This window comes from Glycomyces sp. NPDC048151 (assembly GCF_043202775.1).
Taxonomy (GTDB): domain Bacteria; phylum Actinomycetota; class Actinomycetes; order Mycobacteriales; family Micromonosporaceae; genus Glycomyces.
Genome location: NZ_JBIDBB010000014.1, coordinates 1 through 18312 on the forward strand (window position 1 = coordinate 1; position 18312 = coordinate 18312).

Annotated in this window: 17 protein-coding genes; 7 read left to right on the forward strand and 10 right to left on the reverse strand. The window is 70.1% G+C overall.

Features of this window, described 5'->3' with window-relative positions:
- Positions 1–125: 125 nt before the first annotated feature.
- Positions 126–2192, reverse strand: coding sequence for a cellulase family glycosylhydrolase (locus ACGGCP_RS25965; protein ID WP_392971326.1), 2067 nt, complete (start codon positions 2190–2192; stop codon positions 126–128).
- 295 nt (positions 2193–2487) lie between these two features.
- Between ACGGCP_RS25965 and ACGGCP_RS25970 the strand changes: the two genes are divergently transcribed.
- Positions 2488–4092 (forward strand): carbohydrate-binding protein, encoded by a 1605-nt coding sequence (locus tag ACGGCP_RS25970; protein WP_392971329.1) that lies wholly within the window; start codon positions 2488–2490, stop codon positions 4090–4092.
- 52 nt (positions 4093–4144) lie between these two features.
- Here the strand turns inward: ACGGCP_RS25970 and ACGGCP_RS25975 are convergent, their stop codons facing one another.
- The 4 genes from ACGGCP_RS25975 to ACGGCP_RS25990 form a co-directional block, all read right to left on the reverse strand.
- Positions 4145–4612 carry a VOC family protein gene (locus ACGGCP_RS25975; RefSeq protein WP_392971332.1) on the reverse strand — a complete coding sequence of 156 codons (468 nt, stop codon included), beginning with the start codon at positions 4610–4612 and terminating at the stop codon, positions 4145–4147.
- 162 nt (positions 4613–4774) lie between these two features.
- Positions 4775–6277, reverse strand: a complete 1503-nt coding sequence (locus tag ACGGCP_RS25980) for a pectinesterase family protein (protein ID WP_392971335.1) — start codon at positions 6275–6277, stop codon at positions 4775–4777.
- 166 nt (positions 6278–6443) lie between these two features.
- Positions 6444–7304, reverse strand: a complete 861-nt coding sequence (locus tag ACGGCP_RS25985) for a twin-arginine translocation signal domain-containing protein (RefSeq protein ID WP_392971338.1) — start codon at positions 7302–7304, stop codon at positions 6444–6446.
- 115 nt (positions 7305–7419) lie between these two features.
- The gene (locus tag ACGGCP_RS25990; RefSeq protein ID WP_392971341.1) at positions 7420–8007 is read right to left on the reverse strand and encodes a hypothetical protein; all 588 of its coding nucleotides are present in this window, start codon (positions 8005–8007) and stop codon (positions 7420–7422) included.
- 133 nt (positions 8008–8140) lie between these two features.
- Here ACGGCP_RS25990 and ACGGCP_RS25995 point away from each other — a divergent pair, with 133 nt between their 5' ends.
- Both ACGGCP_RS25995 and ACGGCP_RS26000 read left to right on the forward strand, forming a co-directional pair.
- Positions 8141–9106, forward strand: coding sequence for a GlxA family transcriptional regulator (locus tag ACGGCP_RS25995; RefSeq protein WP_392971344.1), 966 nt, complete (start codon positions 8141–8143; stop codon positions 9104–9106).
- Between the two features lie 66 nt (positions 9107–9172).
- Positions 9173–11137 carry an ABC1 kinase family protein gene (locus ACGGCP_RS26000; RefSeq protein WP_392971347.1) on the forward strand — a complete coding sequence of 655 codons (1965 nt, stop codon included), beginning with the start codon at positions 9173–9175 and terminating at the stop codon, positions 11135–11137.
- Here ACGGCP_RS26000 and ACGGCP_RS26005 read toward each other — a convergent pair.
- Positions 11134–11670 carry a TetR/AcrR family transcriptional regulator gene (locus ACGGCP_RS26005; protein WP_392971349.1) on the reverse strand — a complete coding sequence of 179 codons (537 nt, stop codon included), beginning with the start codon at positions 11668–11670 and terminating at the stop codon, positions 11134–11136. The two genes, ACGGCP_RS26000 and ACGGCP_RS26005, sit on opposite strands and share 4 nt — an antisense overlap.
- Positions 11671–11790: 120 nt before the next feature.
- On the opposite strand from ACGGCP_RS26005, the gene ACGGCP_RS26010 reads away from it, so the two are divergent.
- On the forward strand, positions 11791–12225 hold the full coding sequence (locus tag ACGGCP_RS26010) for a nuclear transport factor 2 family protein (protein ID WP_392971352.1): 435 nt from the start codon (positions 11791–11793) through the stop codon (positions 12223–12225).
- On the opposite strand, the gene ACGGCP_RS26015 is transcribed toward ACGGCP_RS26010, so the two are convergent.
- Positions 12222–13088: an ATP-grasp domain-containing protein gene (locus ACGGCP_RS26015; RefSeq protein WP_392971355.1), complete on the reverse strand. Its 867-nt coding sequence runs from the start codon at positions 13086–13088 to the stop codon at positions 12222–12224. The two genes, ACGGCP_RS26010 and ACGGCP_RS26015, sit on opposite strands and share 4 nt — an antisense overlap.
- A gap of 46 nt (positions 13089–13134) precedes the next feature.
- Here ACGGCP_RS26015 and ACGGCP_RS26020 point away from each other — a divergent pair, with 46 nt between their 5' ends.
- Entirely contained in the window at positions 13135–13686 is a 552-nt protein-coding gene (locus tag ACGGCP_RS26020) for a GNAT family N-acetyltransferase (protein ID WP_392971358.1), read from the forward strand.
- On the opposite strand, the gene ACGGCP_RS26025 is transcribed toward ACGGCP_RS26020, so the two are convergent.
- The 3 genes from ACGGCP_RS26025 to ACGGCP_RS26035 all read right to left on the reverse strand — a co-directional run bounded on the left by ACGGCP_RS26025 (position 13683) and on the right by ACGGCP_RS26035 (position 17153).
- Positions 13683–14957 carry an MFS transporter gene (locus ACGGCP_RS26025; protein ID WP_392971361.1) on the reverse strand — a complete coding sequence of 425 codons (1275 nt, stop codon included), beginning with the start codon at positions 14955–14957 and terminating at the stop codon, positions 13683–13685. The two genes, ACGGCP_RS26020 and ACGGCP_RS26025, sit on opposite strands and share 4 nt — an antisense overlap.
- On the reverse strand, positions 14954–16315 hold the full coding sequence (locus ACGGCP_RS26030; protein ID WP_392971364.1) for a GH1 family beta-glucosidase: 1362 nt from the start codon (positions 16313–16315) through the stop codon (positions 14954–14956). Before ACGGCP_RS26030 ends, ACGGCP_RS26025 begins: the two co-directional genes overlap by 4 nt.
- A gap of 76 nt (positions 16316–16391) precedes the next feature.
- The gene (locus tag ACGGCP_RS26035; protein ID WP_392971367.1) at positions 16392–17153 is read right to left on the reverse strand and encodes a helix-turn-helix domain-containing protein; all 762 of its coding nucleotides are present in this window, start codon (positions 17151–17153) and stop codon (positions 16392–16394) included.
- Positions 17154–17223: 70 nt separating this feature from the next.
- Here ACGGCP_RS26035 and ACGGCP_RS26040 point away from each other — a divergent pair, with 70 nt between their 5' ends.
- A complete protein-coding gene (locus ACGGCP_RS26040) occupies positions 17224–18036 on the forward strand; it encodes a phytanoyl-CoA dioxygenase family protein (protein ID WP_392971370.1) in 813 nt (270 codons plus the stop codon).
- On the forward strand, positions 18036–18296 hold the full coding sequence (locus ACGGCP_RS26045) for a hypothetical protein (protein WP_392971373.1): 261 nt from the start codon (positions 18036–18038) through the stop codon (positions 18294–18296). The genes ACGGCP_RS26040 and ACGGCP_RS26045 overlap by 1 nt, the downstream gene beginning before the upstream one ends.
- Positions 18297–18312 lie beyond the last annotated feature (16 nt).

The window sequence follows — 18312 nt, forward strand, 5'->3', positions numbered from 1 at the left end:
TTGCGACCCCGAGACCTACTCCGGTCCTCTCGGATCTCGAACGCCATCACAATCCCTTGTAGAACAAGGTGTTGCAACAACCCCTAGAACCCAAGGCTGCGCCGGGGCCGTTCCTCGTGCTCAGATCAGGTGAGCGAGCCGGTGACGTTGCCGCCGGACTCGGTCACGTAGTAGGTGACGGTCTTGCCGCTCCAGAAGTGGAACGTCAGGGTGACCTTCTGGCCGTCGTTCACATCGGTCCAGAACGCCTGCGGGAGAGCGACAGTACCGGCCGTGTAGTCCGGGCTGAACGCGCGGGCGAACTCCTTGTAGGAGGTCCAGTTGTGCGGGCCGGCGGCCGTGCCGTCCGCGTACTTCGCCTCCATGGTCGCCAGCTGGTCGCCATTGAACTGGGTCGGGATCGCGAACGAGCCGGTCGCGCCCGTCGCGGCCGACATCGTCGGCTGGTCGTAGGAGATGACGCTGATCCGCCACGGCGCGCCCTGCGAGAACACCGCGCTCAGGTTCGCCTTGACCCCGTAGGCGCGGTCGCCCAGGAGCGTGGTGAGCCTGCTCGCCTTGATCGTCAGGGTGTTCCCCGAGATGGTGTAGTCGGTGCCCTGCACGAGGTTCGTGGAACCGAGGCGCAGCGCCTGGAACGTGGTGCCGTTCGGGTTCAGCGTGATCGACACGTCCGAAACGGTGCCGGACTTCGCCACGAACACCTGGTCCGTGGAGGCCGTGCCCGAGCGCGTGGTCCAGCTGGCCTTCATCATGTTGAAGAGCTCGGGGTCCTTCCACTGGAACGTGGTCCGGTTGAAGTGCTGGCCGTTGTCCCACAGCTGCAGGGTGAGGCCCTTCTGGGCCGCGTAGTACTGCAGGTACTCGAAGAACTTCAGCTTCTCGCCCTGCTCGACGGTGCCGGTGTGGGCGTCGAAGCCCAGCAGGCCCCACTCGCCCACGATCACCGGGATGCCGTTGGCGACGAACTCGGCGTGGGCCCGGTCGAAGTACCCCTCGAGGTCGGCCTGGACCTCGGCGTTGAACTTCGTGTAGCCGGCGACGTTGACGCTGAACGGCCAGAAGCCGTAGTAGTGGATGGTCGCGGCGATGTTCTCGTCGTCCAGCGAGGCGATCGTGGCGCTGAGCGCGTCGAGGTGGGCCTGGCCGGCGTTGGTGTGCAGGGTCGGCAGCACGAGCACGCGGGTGGCGTTGCCGCCGCCGGTGCCGCGCACGATCTCGTGGAAGGAGACGTTGAGGTCGTTCAGGAGCCCTTCGGCGGTCGGATCGTCCACATTGTTGAACTGCGGCTCGTTCACGCTCTCGAACAGGACCTCCGGCGGAGCGTCGCGGAAGCGGGTCGCCACCTCGGTCCAGATGGCCTCGTAGCGGGCCTCGACGACCGCCCGGTTGGTGTTCATGTCCGCCATCCAGATCCACGAGTCGTGGTGGATGTTGATGAGCACGTGCAGGTCGGCGTTGAGCGCATAGCCCACGACCTCTTCGACGCGGTCGAGGTAGGCGTCCTCGACGGCGTACGGGGCGGTCTTGGACTGGTGGTTGTCCCAGGTGACGGGGATGCGGATGCTGTTGTAGCCCTGGGCGGCGACGTTGTCGATCAGCTCCTGGGTGACGCGCGGATTGCCCCAGGCGGTCTCGTCGGCGCCCACCGCGTCGAGGGTGTTGCCGAGGTTCCAGCCCGGCTCCATGGCCGCGACGGTCTCCATCGCGGTGGCCCCGCCGGTGGGCGGCGGCGTCGTGGTGGGCGGGGTGCTGGGTTCGCCGGTGGTGCCGTCGCAGACGACGCCGTTGAGCTTGAACTGCGCGGGCACGCCGTTGGTGCCGGACCAGGAGCCGTTGAAGCCGAACGAGACCGAGCCGTTGGTGGCGATCTTGGCGTTGTAGTCCACGTTCTTCGCGGTGTGGACGTCACCGGCGTTCGTGACCGTGGCGTTCCAGGCCTGCGTGACGCGCTGGCCGTTGGGGAAGGTCCACTCCAGGCCCCATTTGTTCACGGGTGTACCGAGGTTGGTGATCGCGACATTGCCGGTGAAGCCGCCGGGCCACTGGCTGGCGATCTTGTATTCGACTTTGCAGCCTTCGGCCGCGTAGGCGGCCGAGGGCATGATCAGGCCGAGTCCGGCCGCCATGGTGGCGACCGCCATCACCACCAGGGTGATCCATCTGCGGGTACGTCGTCTGACGCCTTGCATGGCACTCCTTAAGTCCGCATTGACTTGCTGAGGGGACGGAAACGAGGAGGCCCATCGAACTTCCTCGATACCAGAATAAGTTTATCGACCAAACTTTGTCAATCACTCCCAGAAGGGGGATTCGGGTCGGGCGTTCCAAACGGGATGGTGAATGTCCGATTTGCACCCTTGACAGAGGAAAGCCTTTTCCTTACGCTCGTGGCAACCGGTTGATTCATACATTTCTATGTATTACTAGCCGGGCCTGGGGTCCTCTCACCCCCAGTGCGACAACGAAGTTGCGAAGGGAAGCAACATGTCTCGTCGAAGAAGCGTGCGCACCGCGCTCGTGGCCGGGTTCGCCGGCATCATCGCCACCGCGGCCACCCTGGTCGCGATGAACTCCGCCTCCGCGGCGCCCATACGCTACGAGGCCGAAACCTCGCCCGCCACGTGCTCCGGCACCATCGACTCCAACAACGCCGGGTTCTCCGGCACCGGTTTCTGCAACACCCCCAACGCGACGGGGGCGACGGCCCAGTTCACGGTGAACGCCGCCAGCGCGGGCACCGCCACCCTTGGCATCCGGTACGCCAACGGCACCACCGCCACCCGCCCCGCCGACATCACCGTCAACGGCTCGGTAGCCCAGTCCGCCAGCGCGTTCGGCGGCACCGGCGCGTGGACCACCTGGTCCACGAAGACGCTCACCGTGCCGGTGAACGCGGGCAGCAACACGATCCGCCTGACGGCCACGAGCGCCGACGGCCTCGCCAACATCGACTACCTCGACTTCGAGGTCACCAGCGGCGGCGGCACCACGACCCCGCCGCCCACCGGCGGCGCGATCTACGTCGCCCCCGGCGGCTCGGACTCGGCGGCGGGCACCGAGGCGGCCCCGACCACGCTGGCCTCGGCGCTGAGCCGGGTGAACGCGGGCGGGACCATCTACATGCGAGGGGGCACCTACAACTACTCCTCCACGATCGTCATCGACCAGGACAGCGGCTCCTCGAGCGCCCGCACGACCCTCGCGGCGTACCCGGGCGAGAAGCCGGTGCTGAACTTCTCGGCGCAGTCCGAGGCGTCGGCGAACCGCGGCCTGGCGCTGTACGCGAACTACTGGCACCTCAAGGGGCTCACCGTGGAGCGGGCCGGTGACAACGGCATCTTCGTGAGCGGCAGCAACAACATCCTGGAGCGCACGCTCACCCGCTACAACCGCGACAGCGGTGTCCAGCTCTCGCGCCAGTCCTCGACGAGCACGACGGCGTCGTGGCCCGCGAACAACCTGATCATCAGCGCCGAGTCGCACGACAACGCCGACTCCGACGGCGAGGACGCGGACGGCTTCGCCGCGAAGCTCACCGTGGGCTCGGGCAACGTCTTCCGGTACGCGGTGGCGCACAACAACGCCGACGACGGCTGGGACCTGTACACGTACTCCGACTACGACCCGATCGGCACCGTGCGGATCGAGGACTCCCTGTCGTACCGCAACGGCACGCTGTCGAACGGCACGGTCTACTCCAACGGCGACCGCAACGGCTACAAACTCGGCGGCGAGGACGTGCCGATCAACCACACGGTGGTGCGCAGCATCGCGTTCGACAACGGGCAGCACGGGTTCACGTACAACTCGAACCCCGGCTCGATGACGATCTCGAACAACCTGAGCATCGACAGCGAGGAGCGGAACTTCCAGTTCAGCGCCGGCTCGCACGTGTTCCGCAACAACACCTCGTGCTTCTTCTCCGGCGGCACGAACGACAGCATCTCGGGGAACTCGGACAGCTCGAACCAGTTCTGGTCGGGCTCGAACGGGTCGCGCTGCTCGAACTACTCGGGCGCGCTGGCCTGGTCGTTCGACTCGACCGGGAAGCTCGTGGTGACCTTGGGCGGCAGGGTGGTGACGCTCTAGCGCTCTCATCGCGAACGGCCCGTCCGGAAACCGGACGGGCCGTTCTCGCTGTTCAGGACTGCTGCTGGGCGGCCATGCGTTTGCGCATCTCCTCCTCGGAGACCTCCTCGACGCGGCTGGAGACGTGCCACTTGTGGCCCCACGGGTCCTTGAAGGTCCCGATCCGGTCGCCGTAGAACTGGTCGGCCACGTCGTTGAGCGAAGTCGCTCCGGCCGCCAGCGCGGCGGCGAAGGTCGCTTCGGCGTCCTCGACGTAGACGTGGATCGAGACGGGGGTGCCGCCGAAGTGCCCGGGCGCGTAGGCGTCCATGTCGGGGAACTCGTCGGCGACCATGATCAGCGACGAGCCGATCTCGATCTCGGCGTGCATGACGGTCCCGTCGGGGCCTTCCATGCGGCCGCCGCGCTCGGTCGCGCCGAACACGTTCCGGTAGAACTCGAGGGCGTCGGCGGCGCCGACGACGTGGAGATACGGCGTCACGCGCGGGTAGTCGTCCGGAATCGGTTGCACTGCGTTCATGGCGGTCCCTTCCTGGTCGGTGGGGAGCGGCGGCCGGGCGCGCGGCTCCCTGGCGGTGTCCTCAGACAACCACCGGAGGTCGGGACGCGGTGTCGAACCGGCCGGTAACCGGGAACGGCGGCGCCGCCGGGGCGGGCCCCGGCGGCGCCGTAGTGCTGGGTGCTAGCGGATCGGGTTCCAGCCGTCGCTGCCGCGGAGGTAGTCGACGGGCTCGTAGTTCGCCGCGTCAGCCGAGGACATCTGCGGGCGGTTGGCGTTCACCGTCGCGCCGGGACCGGTGTTCTGGTACTCGCGCAGGCGCGCGTCCTCCCAGGCCAGGCCGGACATGTCCGACCACGGCTCGGCGGTGCGGATGTGCGCGCCCATCACGGTCTGGCGGTACAGGACCTGGCCGCGCGCGGTGGTCGAGCCGCCCGCGGGCCACGGCCGTCCGAGGTACACGGAGTTGTTGGGGGCGTTGCTGGTCAGCGTGCACTGGTAGAACAGCATCCCGTACTGGTTGGTGATCTCGGTGCTCGGCGCGACGATGTAGCCGTTGTTGGTGGTCGAGCCGCGGTTGAGCGAGTGGATGGTGCATCCGTCGAACACGGCGGTGCCGCGCCCGAAGATGAAGTCGACGTCGCCCTCCACGTAGCAGTCGTGGTAGTACTGCCGCGAGACCGTGGTGGCCGAGCCGGAGTCGGTCAGGAGCGTGTCCTGGTTGCCGAGGAACCGCACATTGTCGAAGACCATGCGGTCGCCCTGGACCTTGACGGCCACGGCCTGGCTGTTGCCGTTCGCGGCCTCGTCGTAGGTGTTGGCGAACGTCAGGTCCTCGGCGGTGAAGTCCGCGCCTTGCAGGAGGACGCTGGCGCTGCCGCTGGTCCCCCACGTGCCGCCGTTGCCGTTGCTGCAGCTGGCGCAGCGGTTCTCGTGGATGACCACGTCGGCCGCGTTGCCGGTGGCGCCGACGAAGGTGATGCCGGTCTTGGAGGACGGCACGGTCACCGCGCCCTTGTAGGTGCCCTTCTTGATGAGGATGGTCGAGCCGGAGGGCGCGGCGTTCACGGCCGCCTGCACGGTGGTGTGGGTGCCGGTGCCGTCGAGCGCGACGACGTAGTCGGCGTCGACGTCGCCTTCGGCCTTGACGAGCCGCCACTGCTGGTTGGTGCCGCCGGTGGCGGTGTACTGGGAGATGCGTCCGCCTTGGGCGGTGGACCATTCCCAGACGTCGAGGGCCTTGCCGGAGGCGCGGTTCACGAAGGTGGCGTAGCCGCCGCTCTCGGTGATCTTCCACTGCTGGTTGGTGGAGTTGGCGTCGCCCCACTGCTGGACTTTCGCGCCGTCCGCGGTCGAGCCGCTCGCCACGTCGAGGACCAGCCCCGAGTGGCGCACCTGGATCTTGTAGTAGCCGCTCCCTGCGTCGACGAAGCGGAACTGCTGGTCGTGGGAGCCATTGCTGGCCCACTGGACGAGTTCGGCGCCGTTCGCGGTCGACGCGGCGCGGATGCCCATGACGAGCCCGGAGTGCCGGGACTCGATGTTGTACCAGACGCCGGTCTCCAGCGCTTGCGCGCTGGTGGTGACGAAGAAGCTCCCGGCCGCGGCGATGACGCCGCCCAGGAGGACGGCGAGTACGGCCGCCAGGCGCCTTCGCCTCGGGCGGCCTTCGGTCTGCGTAGACATGTCCACTCCAAAGGAGAGCCGGACCGCTGAGACATGCCGGGAGTTCCTCAGCAATCCGGGCATTTATATTTGTCAATGAGATTGTAGGGCAATCGCTTCCCATAGCCAACCCCCGCAAACCGACGAGAACGGACCCGGCCGCGAGGCCGGGTCCGCTCCTTCCGGGTCAGCCGTTGTTGGTGCGCCCGACGTAGACGTTGCGGGCCTTGTAGTAGGTGTCGCCGGTCGGGCCGCCGGAGCCCGAGGCGCCCTCCATCTGGAGGTTGATGATGACGTTCATCGGCTTGCCCACGAAGTTCGACCCGGTGTGGGCGCCCTTCCAGACGCCGTCGAGGTAGTAGTGGATCTGCACGTCGGTCCCCGAGGTCTTGGTCATCCAGATCCGGTACTCGTGCCAGCTGCCGGGCGAGGCGACGGTGACGATGGTGTTGTCCCAGCCGCCGTCGTAGGTGTTGAACCAGTTCCGGTTGTCGCCCTTGTACTCCAGGATGTCGCTCTCGGGCGGCCAGGAGTTCGCGCCGGTGATCCAGAAGGCCGGCCAGGTGCCGCGCGCGGACGGGGCCTGGAACTCGCCGCGCACCTCCCAGTCGGGGAACTGGTCGTTGACGAGGACCTGGTTCTTGGCGTGGATCGCCGCCGAGTGGTAGTGGATGGGCAGGTAGGGGTCCTTGCTGCTGTTGCCCTCGTCCCAGGTGATGCGGGTGGCCTTGAGGTTGAGGACGCCCGCGGGCGACAGATAGCAGTGGTTGCTGTCGGTCGAGGACGCGTACATCCGGGCGGTGCCGTTGTGGTCGGATCCCCAGGGGTACAGGTAGTTCCACTCGGATTCGAGGGCGGCGCGGCTCGCGAAGGAGCTGCCGTCGATGAGGGTCTCCCAGGCCGCCGCGCCGATCTGCCGCGCGGCCGCGTCGGCCGCGCGCGCCGGGTCGGGGACGAGGAGCGGGGCCGTGGCGGCGGCCGCCGCCGCGGCCGCCATCCGCTTGAGTGCCGTGCGCCGGGAGCCGCCTGGTCGCGGTTGGTTCGTCATGGTGACCGCCTTCGCGTCGTCGCGCGCCGACGCGACCGCCGGAGGAATGCGGTCACATCGAACATTTTCAATATATGTTGCACATCGGGCGCACGGTTGTCAACGCCTTCCAACGTCAGTTGGTCAGAGCGACCGCGATCATCGCGGCGGCGGCGAGGGTGTCGAGCACGAAGCAGAACTCGGCCAGCGAACGGGAGACGACCCGCTCGGTGCGGTGGTGCCACACGTCCCAGGCGGCGTGGCCGAGCAGGCCGGCCGCCACGAGATAGAGGCCGAGATCCCCGCCGACCAGCAGGATCGCGACGGCGAGCGCGCCGAAGCCGATCATCGCCAGGCCCTGGAGCGGCAGGCCCTCGGTGGGGCGGGCGGCCCCTCGGACCAGGCCGTAGACGGCCAGGACGGCGGCGATGCCGATAAGGGCCCAGACCCCGAAGGCCGAGTCGTAGGCGGTGAACCCGCCGACGCCGATGACGACGAAGGACAGGAAGAACACCGGCCAGGCCGCGCCGCGCCTGGCGAACGCCGCCGATCCGAGGTAGACGAAGCCGGAGGCGGCGAGCACCGGGGCGATGTCGGCCCCGGAGGTCGCGCCCCAGGCCACGAACGCGGCCATGGCGATCCCGGCGGCGGTGGGCCAGCGTCGCAGGAGCGAGCGCATCGGACTGCCCGCGCGGGGCAGGGTCTCGGGTGTCGTGGTGGTCATGACGGGCTCCTCGTATACCTAGAGGGGGTATCTGCTGTCTTCACTGTCGCGCGTCCGGCCGGGGCGGTCAACGCCGCGGGAACGGCAGGTCCGAAATCTTGGCATCCTGGTCTTTCAGACCTAGGCTGGAGCCATGGCACCGCACCGCGTGGTCGTCGTCGGCTACGACGACGCCGAACTCCTCGACATCGCCTGCGTCACGACCACACTGGACTCAGTCCGGGTGATCGACCCGGCGCTCGGATACGACCTCGTGCTCGCCACCCCCGGCGGGCGGCCCATCACCTGTTCGTCGGGGCTGGTCCTCACCGGCCAGGCGGCCCTGGAGCGCATCCGTGGTCCGATAGGGACGCTCGTGGTCTCGGGCGGGCTCGGGCACGAGAAGGCGGCGCGCGACGAGCGGCTCGTCGGCCACGTGCGGCGGCTCGCCCGCGAGAGCGAGCGCGTGGCGTCGCTGTGCACCGGCGCGAGCGTCCTCGCCGCGGCGGGCCTGCTCGACGGGAAGCGGGCGACCACCCACTGGCACTTCGCGAACCGCCTCGCCGAGCAGTACGAGCGGGTCGAGGTCGACCCCCGCCCGATCTGGGTCAAGGACGGGAACGTCTACACCGCCGCCGGGGTCACGAGCGCGCTCGACCTCTCGCTGTCGTTCATCGAGGCGGACTTCGGGCCGGACCTGGCGCGCTGGGTCTCCCGCGCGATGGTCACCTACCTGCACCGGCCCGGGAACCAGGCGCAGATGAGCATGTTCACGGCCGCCCCGGCGGTCGACCACGACCTGGTCCGCAAGGTCGCCGACCACGTGAGCGAAAGCCTCGACGGCGATCTGTCCACAGAGGCGCTGGCGGGGGTCGCGCGGGTGAGTCCGCGGCACCTGACGCGGCTGTTCCGCACGCACCTGCGCCAGACGCCGGGGCGGTTCGTGCGGCAGGCGCGCGTGACGGCGGCGGCGCAGCTGCTCACGACTACGGACCTGCCGGTCGCGCGGGTGGCGTCACGCTGCGGATTCACGTCGGCGGAGGCGCTGCGCCAGGCGTTCACGCGCGAGTACGGGATCGCGCCGTCGCAGTACCGCCAGGTCGCCGCGACCGCGGGCTGAGAGGCGTATTGGTGCAGTAACCTGTGGCGGAATCGGACCGCGCCTCGACCCGAAGGGCCTCGCCTCGTGACCGTGCTGCTCGTCTCCGTGTTCGGCCTCGCGGTCAACACGACGCTCGTCGCGTACACCGCGACGCGTCTGCTCGATGTCCGGTACACGTTGTGGCGCTTGCTGATCGTCAGCTTCGTGAGCCTGGGGATCGTCCAGTACGGACTCGTGCCGGTGCTGTTCGAGCCCTATGGGGACAGTGGGCCGACGCCGGAGCAGGCCCCTGGCGCGGTGGCGCTGCTCGCCCTGGCGTTCGTGAGCGCTCCGGTGGTCGCGATGATCGCGCTGGTGGTGTGGGAGGCGGTGCTGCCGACCGGGGCGGTGCCGCCGGTCCGCAACTGGTTCAAGGGACTCCGGGCCAGGACGCGGCGCACGCGCCGGTACCTCCAGATCCTCGCGATCGCCTCCAGGCACGGCCTGTTCGGGCTGCTGCGGGGCCGCCCGTTCAGCCAGGGGCCCGAGCAGGCGCGGGAGCTGCGGCTCGCGCTCGACGACGCGGGCGTCACGTTCGTCAAGCTCGGGCAGATCCTCTCCACCAGGCGCGATCTGCTGCCCCCGGCGTACATCGCGGAGCTGGCGAAGCTGCAGGACCAGGCCGCGCCGATCCCCGGGACGACCGCCGCCGCACTGGTCGAGGCGGCGGTCGGCGCGCCGGTCGGCGAGGTCTTCGCCCGCTTCGATCCCGAGCCGATGGCCGCCGCGTCGATCGCACAGGTCCACAGTGCTGTGCTGCACGGCGGCCAGGCCGTGGTCGTCAAGGTCCGGCGTCCCGGGGCCGCGCAGGCCGTGGAGCGCGACCTCGACATCATCGAGCGGCTCGCGCATCTGCTGGACCGCCACACCGGTTGGGGCCGTTCGATGGACGTGCTCGGGCTCGCCGCGGGATTCGCGACCGCGCTGCGCGAGGAGGTCGACTTCACCGTGGAGGCCCGCAATCTCGCACAGGTCGCGGTCGCCCACGACCGCCGCCGCTCGGCGGTCCGCGTCCCCAGGCCCTACCCGGACCTCTCCGACGACGGCGTACTCGTCATGGAGCGCCTGTCGGGCGTGCCGCTCGCGACGGCCGGTCCCGTCCTCGCCGGACGCGACCTGGAGCCGGGGCCGCTCGCGGCGGCGCTGCTGCGCGAGATGCTCGACGAGGTCATGATCGACGGGATCTTCCACGCCGACCCGCATCCGGGGAACCTGCTGCTGCTCGACGACGACCGATTGGGGCTCATCGACTTCGGCTCGGTCGGGCGGCTCGACCGGGAGCTGCGCGCCTCGCTGCAGCTCATCCTGGCGGCCGTCGACAAGCAGGACGGCCCGGCACTCGCGGACGCGTTCATCGGCGTCTCGACCCGGCCCGACGAGCTCGACCAGGCAGCGTTCGAACGGGCGCTCGGCGCGTTCATGGCCCGGCACCTCATGGCCGGGACGGCGCCGGACCTGCGGATGTTCACCGAGCTGTTCCGGATCATCGCCAAGTACCGCATCGCGATCCCGCCCGAGCTCGCCGCCGTGTTCCGCGCACTGGCCACACTGGAGGGATGCCTGACGGCGATCGACCCGGGCTTCGACCTGGTGGGGCAGGCGCGCCGCGCGGGCGAGGAGTACGCGGAGCAGCACCTGCGCCCGGCGGCGGTCAAGGACCTCATCGCGGAGGAGGCCGCCGACCTGCTTCCGGTGCTGCGCAAGCTGCCTCGCCGCCTCGACCGCCTGGCGGCCGCCGCCGAGGCCGGGCGGCTCACCGCGAACTTCCGGCTGTTCTCGCGCGCCGAGGACCGCCGGGCGATCACCGGATGGCTGCACCAGACCCTGCTGACCGTGCTCGCGGCGGCGACGGGCGTGATGTCGGCGATGCTCATCGGGATCGAGACCGGCCCGGCGCTCACCGAGGACATCGGGCTCTACCAGTTCATCGGCCTCACGCTGCTCCTGATCGCCTCGATCATGGCGCTGCGGGTCCTGGCGGACATCTTCACCAAGCGGGACAGGACCTAAGGCCGCAGGCCTGCGAAGAGGAGGTCGAGGGCGCGGCCGCGCAGCGCCGCGTCCCAGTCGGCGGCGACGGCCTCCTGGCAGAGGGCGGCGAGCAGCGGGATGAGCTCGTCGGACCGCAGGTCCTCGCGGACGGCGCCGCCGTCGCGGGCGCGGTCGAGCAGGACGTCCACGGAGGGCCGCAGGCGTTCCAGGGCGTCGGCGACGCGGACCTGGACGCCGGTCTCGGCGAGGCGCGCGAAGATCGCCCGCTGCGAGGCGCCGGCCTCCATGATGAGGACGCAGAAGTCGAAGAGCGCATTCGGATCCGGGTCGCGGACCAGCGCGTCGGCCTTGCCGATGAGGCGGTCGAGCAGGTTCATGACCACGGCTTTGAGCAGGTCGGGCTTGGTCGGGAAGTGCCGGAAGACCGTCCCGATCGCGACCCCGGCGCGCGCGGCCACGGCGTCGGTCGCAGCCGACGCGCCCTGCTCGGCGAACACCGCCTCGGCCGCCTCCAGGATCCGCGCCCGGTTGCGGCGCGCGTCGGCACGCACCGGTCGTTCACCGCTGGGCGGCAAGCCTTCTCGGCCCATCCGGAATCCCCCTTGTCAAAGTGAGTCACACTCACTATATTCGAAATCGAGTCCAACTCATCTTACTTCGGAGGCACGACCATGACCATCACGAGCCCGCTCGACGTCTACCGGCAAATGCAGGACGCGGTCCTCCAGGAGGAGGGCGCGACGCTCCTGCCCGCCGAACTCCTCGCCGACGACATCGTCGTCGAGACCCCGTTCTCCCCGCCGGGCATGCGCCGCCACGAGGGCCGCGACGCGTGGCTGGAGTTCTACGCGGCCAGGTCCCTCCCGATCCGCTTCGAGGCGTTCCGCGAGATCACCACCATCGAGACGGCCGATCCCGAAGTCCTCGTCGTCGAGTACGAGCTCTCCGGAGCGGTCACCACCACCGGCGTCGCCGCCTCGGCGGCCTTCATCGCGGTCCTGCGCGTCCGCGACGGCAAGATTTTGCTCTGGCGCGAATACCAGGACGTCATGGCCATCACTCAAGCCCTGAGCCTGCAGCCCGAAGACCTCGGCACCGCCCGCTAGAGGAGCGACCGGAGCAGGGGCGCGGGGTCGGTGCCCCGGGGGAAGTCGCTCACGCCGCCGTCGCCGACCTCGACGACGCGCCAGACGCCGTCCTCGCGCTGGGCGAGGTCGGTGGTGACGAACGGGCACCCCAGGGCCGCAACGGCTTCCGCGACCCCGGTGAGGTCAGGTTCGACCACAGTGCCCGGCTGGTCCGGGTGCGGGCCGACCGCGACAGGCTCGCCCCGGACCCACCAGACGCGGGCTTCGGCCGCCCTGCCGCCGGTGCCGGTGAACGGCTCGAAGGCGCGCACGACCAGGCCGCCCGCCAGGTCCGGGCCCTGGCGCTCGATGAAGCACGCCGCGGTCGAGTGCAGCGCGGCCGTGTCGACGAGCTCGGGGACGAAGAACGCCTCCGGTTCGCCCTTGCGGGACTTCACGTAGTCCTTGACCATCCCCGGCCCGTCCGGCAGCTCCGCCGCCATGGCGTCCAGCACCTCGGAGGTCGGGATCGCATTGGGCCGCAACGGTATCCACCGGCTCTCCGGGGTCAGCTCGGCAAACGTGCGGTACCAGCCGGGCAGTTCGTGCGCGGCGCGGTACTGCTCGGGCGAGGTCCCGAGGCCGACGCCGCGCGCGGCCAGCGCCCGGTGCAGCGCCTCGTACTGCTCCCCCGTTGCCATCCAGCCCCGGTACCAGGCCGCGCCGAGACCTTCGGGGACGCGGGCAACGGCCCGGCCGGGATCGCCCCGGGTCAGCGCGTCGTGGTCGATCAGGGCGACCCGTGCGCCGAGTTCGCGGGCCAATGCCGCCTCAGCAGCGTAATGCTCGTCGGGGCCGCCTGGTTCGAGCATGTCGGCGCAGTACAGGAGGGCGGCGGTCATGCCCGGATGCTAACCGCCTCCTGCGAGTCCGTGGATAATGTGCCCGATGAACGCACTGCCTCCCTGGCCGACGGCGCCTCCGGCGCACGGCGGCGTCGTGCTGCGGCGGCCCCGTGACGAGGACGCGGCGATGGCACGCGAGCTGGCGACCGACCCGTACGTCCCGACGATCGGCACGCTGCCGGCCGGCGCCGACGAGGAGCAGGCCTTGGCGTGGGTCCGGCGGCAGCTCGCGCGGTACGACGAGGACACGGGCTTCTCCTTCACCATCGCCGACGCCGGAACCGGTGCGGGAGTGGGGCAGTGCGGCCTCTGGCTGCGGGAGCTGCCGGAGGGCCGGGCGACGGCCGGGTACTCGGTGGCGCCCTCGGCGCGGGGGCGCGGGTTCGCCGCCGACGCGCTCAAGGCGCTCACCGCTTTCGGGTGGACGGTGCCGGGTCTGTTCCGGATCGCGCTCTACATCGAACCGTGGAACACCGGGTCGGTGCGGACCGCCGAGCGCGCCGGCTACGCGCGGGAGGGGCTGCTGCGCAGCCACCAGGAGATCGCCGGGGTCCGTCGGGACATGCTGCTCTATGCGGCCGTTCGCGCTGATTAGCGGACGGATTTGATGGGCCACACCAGGATGCCGCCGAGGAGCGTCACCGCCGCGCTCAATGCGTAGAGCGCGGTGTAGCCGCCGAGCCCCGCGACGATGGGGGCGGCGATGGCCGGGCCGAGGACCTGCGGGGCGGTCGAGGCGATGTTGATGATGCCGAGGTCTTTGGCGCGGTCGGAGGCGGCCGGGAGGACTTGGGTGATGAGCGCTTGGTCGACCGAGAGGTAGATGCCGAAGCCCGCGCCCATGATCGCGGCGGCGGCGATCGCGGCGGGCCAGGTGTGCCAGAACGTCAGGATCAGCGCGGCGAGCGTGATGATCGCCGAGGAGACGACGACGAGCGGTTTGCGGCGGCCCATGCGGTCGGAGAGCACGCCGCCCGCGACGGCTGTGGCGATGACGCCGCCGGTGTAGAGGAGGGTGAGGATCAGGACGCCTTCGTCGGCGCTGTGCCCGGGGAAGAGTTCCTCGTAGCGTACGGCGTCCTGCAGGAAGAACAGCAGGTAGAGCGTGCCGGTGGCGTTGCCGAGCATGACGAGGAAGCGGGTGGACCAGGCCCACGCGAAGTCGGGGTGGGCGCGGGGCGAGACCCAGAACGTGGCGAGGAGGGCGCGCCAGTCGAGCGGCGGCCGGGCAGCTCGCGGCAGCGGCGGGTCCGGTGTGGTCAGTGTGAACGGGAGCGCCATCGCCAAGGCGGCCAGGCCGATCACGAGGTAGCCGGTGGGGATGTCGGTGACGAACATGGTGACGATGACCGCGCCGACGACGAGCCCGAGCGCCTGCGGGAACCCGATCCAGCCGGAGACGACGGCCCGCTGGCGGACCGGGACGTGGTCGGGGATGCCCGCGTTGAGGCTGGCGTATCCGGCGTTGAGGGCGGCCTGGGCGAGGCACCAGCACAGGAGCACGCCGAGGACGGTGGTCTGGAGGCCGAGCAGCCAGAGCCCGGCCGCGCCGACGGCGATGCCGCCGAGGGTCCAGGGGTGGCGGCGGCCGAAGCGGCCGGTGGTGCGGTCGGAGAGGGCCCCGGCGAGGGGGTTGGCGACGACGGCGACGAGCGCGCCGACGCCGGTGACGAGGCCGAACGCAGCGACCTTGCCGTCCTCGTCGATCTCGGCGAGCTGGAGGGGCAGGAGCACCTGGATCGGAGTGAAGAATGCCATGTAGAGGCCGAGCATCCCGGTGGTGATGCCGCCGATCCAGACTTTGCCGACGTTGCGTTCGGGTTCGGCGAGGGCGGCGGGCGGAGGGGCTTCGGGGGCGGTCGTCATGGGCGGTCGGCGCTCTGCGCCGCTGCGCCGCGTTCCTCGATATGCCTGCGGTACCAGTCGAAGGAGGCCTTCGGGGTGCGGTTCCGGGTCTCGGGGTCCACATGGACCAGTCCGAACCGCTGGTGGTAGCCCTCCGCCCACTCGAAGTTGTCGAGGAGGCTCCAGACGAGGTAGCCGCGCACGTCCGCGCCCAGCTCGATCGCGGCGTCGACGGCTTTCACGTGCGCCGCGAGGTAGTCGATGCGGTCCTGGTCGGGGATCGTGCCGTCGGCGGCGGCCGGGACAGTGTAGGAGCAGCCGTTCTCGGTGACCCACAGGGGCGGCAGGTCGAGGCCGTAGTCCTCGGTGAGCTCCACGAGGGTCTGCGTCAGGCCCGAGGGGATGACGGGCCAGTCGAAGTCGGTGGTCTTGACGTGGTCGAACTCGACGATGTCGAACGGCAGGGGCGACTCGGGCGGGGCGGCGGCGAGGCGGGTCGGGTTGTAGTAGTTGACGCCGAGGCCGTCGAGGGGCTGCGCGATCGCCTCGAGGTCGCCGTCCGCGACGAACGGGAGGTCGGCGAGGCCGAGGGCCGAGAGGTCCGGGTAGCGGCCGAGCAGGACCGGGTCGGTGAACAGGCGCCGGTGCAGCAGGTCGTAGGCCGCTGCAGCGCGGAGGTCGTTCTCGTTGCCGCTGAAGGGGACCGCGGGCGTGTAGCTGTTGGTGAGCATCACGAACGGGGCTCCGGCGGCGCGCAGGGCGCTCGTGGCGAGGCCGTGGCCGAGGAGCTGGTGGTGGGCGGCCGGGAGCGCGTCGAGCAGGAGGGTGTGCCCGGGGGCGTGCTGGCCGAGCGCGTAGCCGAGGGCCATGTGCTCGAACGGCTCGTTCAGGGTGATCCAGTGGCGCACGCGGTCGCCGAGGCGTTCGGCGCAGGTAGCGGCGTACTCGGCGAAGCGGGCGGCGGTGTCGCGGTGGAGCCAACCGCCGTCGTCTTCGAGGGGTTGCGGGAGGTCCCAGTGGTAGAGGGTCGCCATCGGGGTGATCCCGGCGGCGAGGAGGCCGTCGGCGAGGCGGTCGTAGAAGTCGAGCCCGGCCTTGTTGACCGGGCCGGTGCCGCCGGGCTGCACGCGCGGCCAGCTGACGGAGAAGCGGTAGACGTCGATGCCGAGGTCCCGCATGAGGGCGATGTCCTCGGGGTACCGGTGGTAGTGGTCGCAGGCGGTCGCGGCGGTGTGGCCGTCGCGGATCTTCCCGGGCGTGGCGGCGTAGGTGTCCCAGACGGACGGCCCGCGCCCGTCCTCCTCCACGGCGCCTTCGATCTGGAAGGCCGATGTGGCCACCCCCCAAGCGAAGTCGGGCAGACGCGGCGTTGCGGCCACAGGCACCTCCGGGCGTGACGTGAGTAACTTTTGCGAATCTACCAGTCAGGTGACCCGCCGGTAACCCCTCGGACGCTCAGAGTTTCCGAGCGGCCTCCCGCAGCGCTCGCGGTGACGCCCCGAGCTCGCGGCGACAGGCCTTGTTGAACGCCTGGAGGTCCGCGATGCCCACTGCCGCCGCGACGGCCGGGATCGACAGCGTCGACTCCAGCAGCAGGTGGCGGGCCCGTTCGAGGCGGCGGCGGCGGATGTGGGCGACGACCGTGGTGCCCGTGGCGTCGCGGAAGAGCCGCGTCAGATGGTTGTGGGACAGGCCGACCGCGGCCGCCACTTCGGGGACGGTGATCGGCGCGGGCAGGTGCTCCTCGATGTAAGCCAGCGCCTTCCCTTGGTGCCCTTCGGAATCCGGTCCGGGCGCGAGCTGCGTGAACCGCCACAGCAGTGCCCAGGCCTCGGCGGCGGCGCGGGCCGGGGACTCGGCGATGACGGCCTGCCGGAACATCTCCGCCAGCGCGGGTGCGGCCGCGCCCGCGTCCTGCATGACCCGGACCTCGTGCGGGGCGCCGCGCTCGGGCAGGCGCACGTGGAGGTGAAGGTTCGGGGACCGTCCCCTGTAGCGGAAGACGACTTCGGTGGCGGCCGGGATGAGGCTCACGTACCCGGGCCTGATCGGGTGGACGGTGCCGCCGAGTTCGATCTCGCCTTCGTAGTCGTGCAGGTGGACCTGCCACAGGTCGGGCAGGAGGAAGCGCTCCTCGGCCACCCGCTGGCCGTGGATGCCGACCCCGGCGGTGACGACCCCGGGGGGCTCGTCGAGGTGGAGAGTCACAGATCGCATGGTGAAAACCAACCACTAGTCGGTGATTACAGCCCATTACAGCAGGCGGAACACTCCATAGATTAGTCGCATGACAACCACCAAGCATCTTCTGACCTCGGTCGAGATGGCGCGGTTCGTCGCCAACGGTTTCCACCGGATGGACGCGATCGTGCCGCCCGACCTCAACGAGCGGGCCATCCCGGAGTTCGACGCCGGGCAGCAGCCGGAGGTCCCTTACGGGACGCCCGTCAAGGAGGCGTTCCCAGAGGGCTCGATCTCGCGGGCACTCCTGGACATCCCGGCGGTCGCCGGGGCGCTGCAGAGCCTCGTCGGGGCCGACCCGACGGTGGACCACCACCACGTCCACGTGCGCGAGCCGCGCGAGGGCAGCGCGCAGCCGCTGCACGGTGACGCGATCATCGACACGCGCCTGGACGCGTTCGACGTGCAGCTCATGTACTACCCGCAGGAGGTCACCGGGACGATGGGCGGGACGCTGTCGGTCCCCGGCTCGCATCTGCGGCGCACCAACGAGTCCGACACGGGCCGCTACCAGAACCTGCTGGGGCAGACCCGCCTGACCTGCCCGCCGGGCACCGTGGTGCTGCTGCACCACGGGATCTGGCACGGCGGGCGGCGCAACGACTCCGACATCCGCCGGTACATGTACAAGATCCGCTTCAACCCGACGGTGCCGCAGGTGCGGACCTGGGACGTGTCCGATCTGGACGATCCGGAGGTGTCGCGGGCGCTGTCGGTCTTCCACCCCTGGTGCGAGCACGCGACGGGCCGCCTGGAGATCTACAACCGCATCCAGATGTGGCGGGCGCTGACGAACCGCCCCTCGTTCGACATCGACTACTGGGCGACCCGCGTCGCCAACCGCCCCGGGAGGGTCTGATGAAGCAGCAAGTCCTCGTCCTCTACTTGGACAACTCCGCGCTCGACGCCCCGGTGAAGGCCTGGGCGTTCTACGACGGCACGGGGAAGACGAACCCGACCACGGGCGACAGCGACCTGCCGCCGTACGACTCCGGGGTGGAGGCGCTGCGGGACGGCTGGCGGCTGTTCCAGGCCTCGCAGCTGATCCCGCCGTACCCGGGGCACGAGTACCAGACGTCGTTCCTCAAGCACGAGTTCTGGTTCGAGAAGCTCGAATAGGACGCGGGACCGGCCG

Bases quoted from the DNA above. Each gene is read 5' to 3' on its own strand.
- ACGGCP_RS25965 (WP_392971326.1), bottom strand. From the start codon at position 2,192: ATGCAAGGCGTCAGACGACGTACCCGCAGATGGATCACCCTGGTGGTG.
- ACGGCP_RS25970 (WP_392971329.1), top strand. From the start codon at position 2,488: ATGTCTCGTCGAAGAAGCGTGCGCACCGCGCTCGTGGCCGGGTTCGCC.
- ACGGCP_RS25975 (WP_392971332.1), bottom strand. From the start codon at position 4,612: ATGAACGCAGTGCAACCGATTCCGGACGACTACCCGCGCGTGACGCCG.
- ACGGCP_RS25980 (WP_392971335.1), bottom strand. From the start codon at position 6,277: ATGTCTACGCAGACCGAAGGCCGCCCGAGGCGAAGGCGCCTGGCGGCC.
- ACGGCP_RS25985 (WP_392971338.1), bottom strand. From the start codon at position 7,304: ATGACGAACCAACCGCGACCAGGCGGCTCCCGGCGCACGGCACTCAAG.
- ACGGCP_RS25990 (WP_392971341.1), bottom strand. From the start codon at position 8,007: ATGACCACCACGACACCCGAGACCCTGCCCCGCGCGGGCAGTCCGATG.
- ACGGCP_RS25995 (WP_392971344.1), top strand. From the start codon at position 8,141: ATGGCACCGCACCGCGTGGTCGTCGTCGGCTACGACGACGCCGAACTC.
- ACGGCP_RS26010 (WP_392971352.1), top strand. From the start codon at position 11,791: ATGACCATCACGAGCCCGCTCGACGTCTACCGGCAAATGCAGGACGCG.
- ACGGCP_RS26015 (WP_392971355.1), bottom strand. From the start codon at position 13,088: ATGACCGCCGCCCTCCTGTACTGCGCCGACATGCTCGAACCAGGCGGC.
- ACGGCP_RS26020 (WP_392971358.1), top strand. From the start codon at position 13,135: ATGAACGCACTGCCTCCCTGGCCGACGGCGCCTCCGGCGCACGGCGGC.
- ACGGCP_RS26025 (WP_392971361.1), bottom strand. From the start codon at position 14,957: ATGACGACCGCCCCCGAAGCCCCTCCGCCCGCCGCCCTCGCCGAACCC.
- ACGGCP_RS26035 (WP_392971367.1), bottom strand. From the start codon at position 17,153: ATGCGATCTGTGACTCTCCACCTCGACGAGCCCCCCGGGGTCGTCACC.
- ACGGCP_RS26040 (WP_392971370.1), top strand. From the start codon at position 17,224: ATGACAACCACCAAGCATCTTCTGACCTCGGTCGAGATGGCGCGGTTC.
- ACGGCP_RS26045 (WP_392971373.1), top strand. From the start codon at position 18,036: ATGAAGCAGCAAGTCCTCGTCCTCTACTTGGACAACTCCGCGCTCGAC.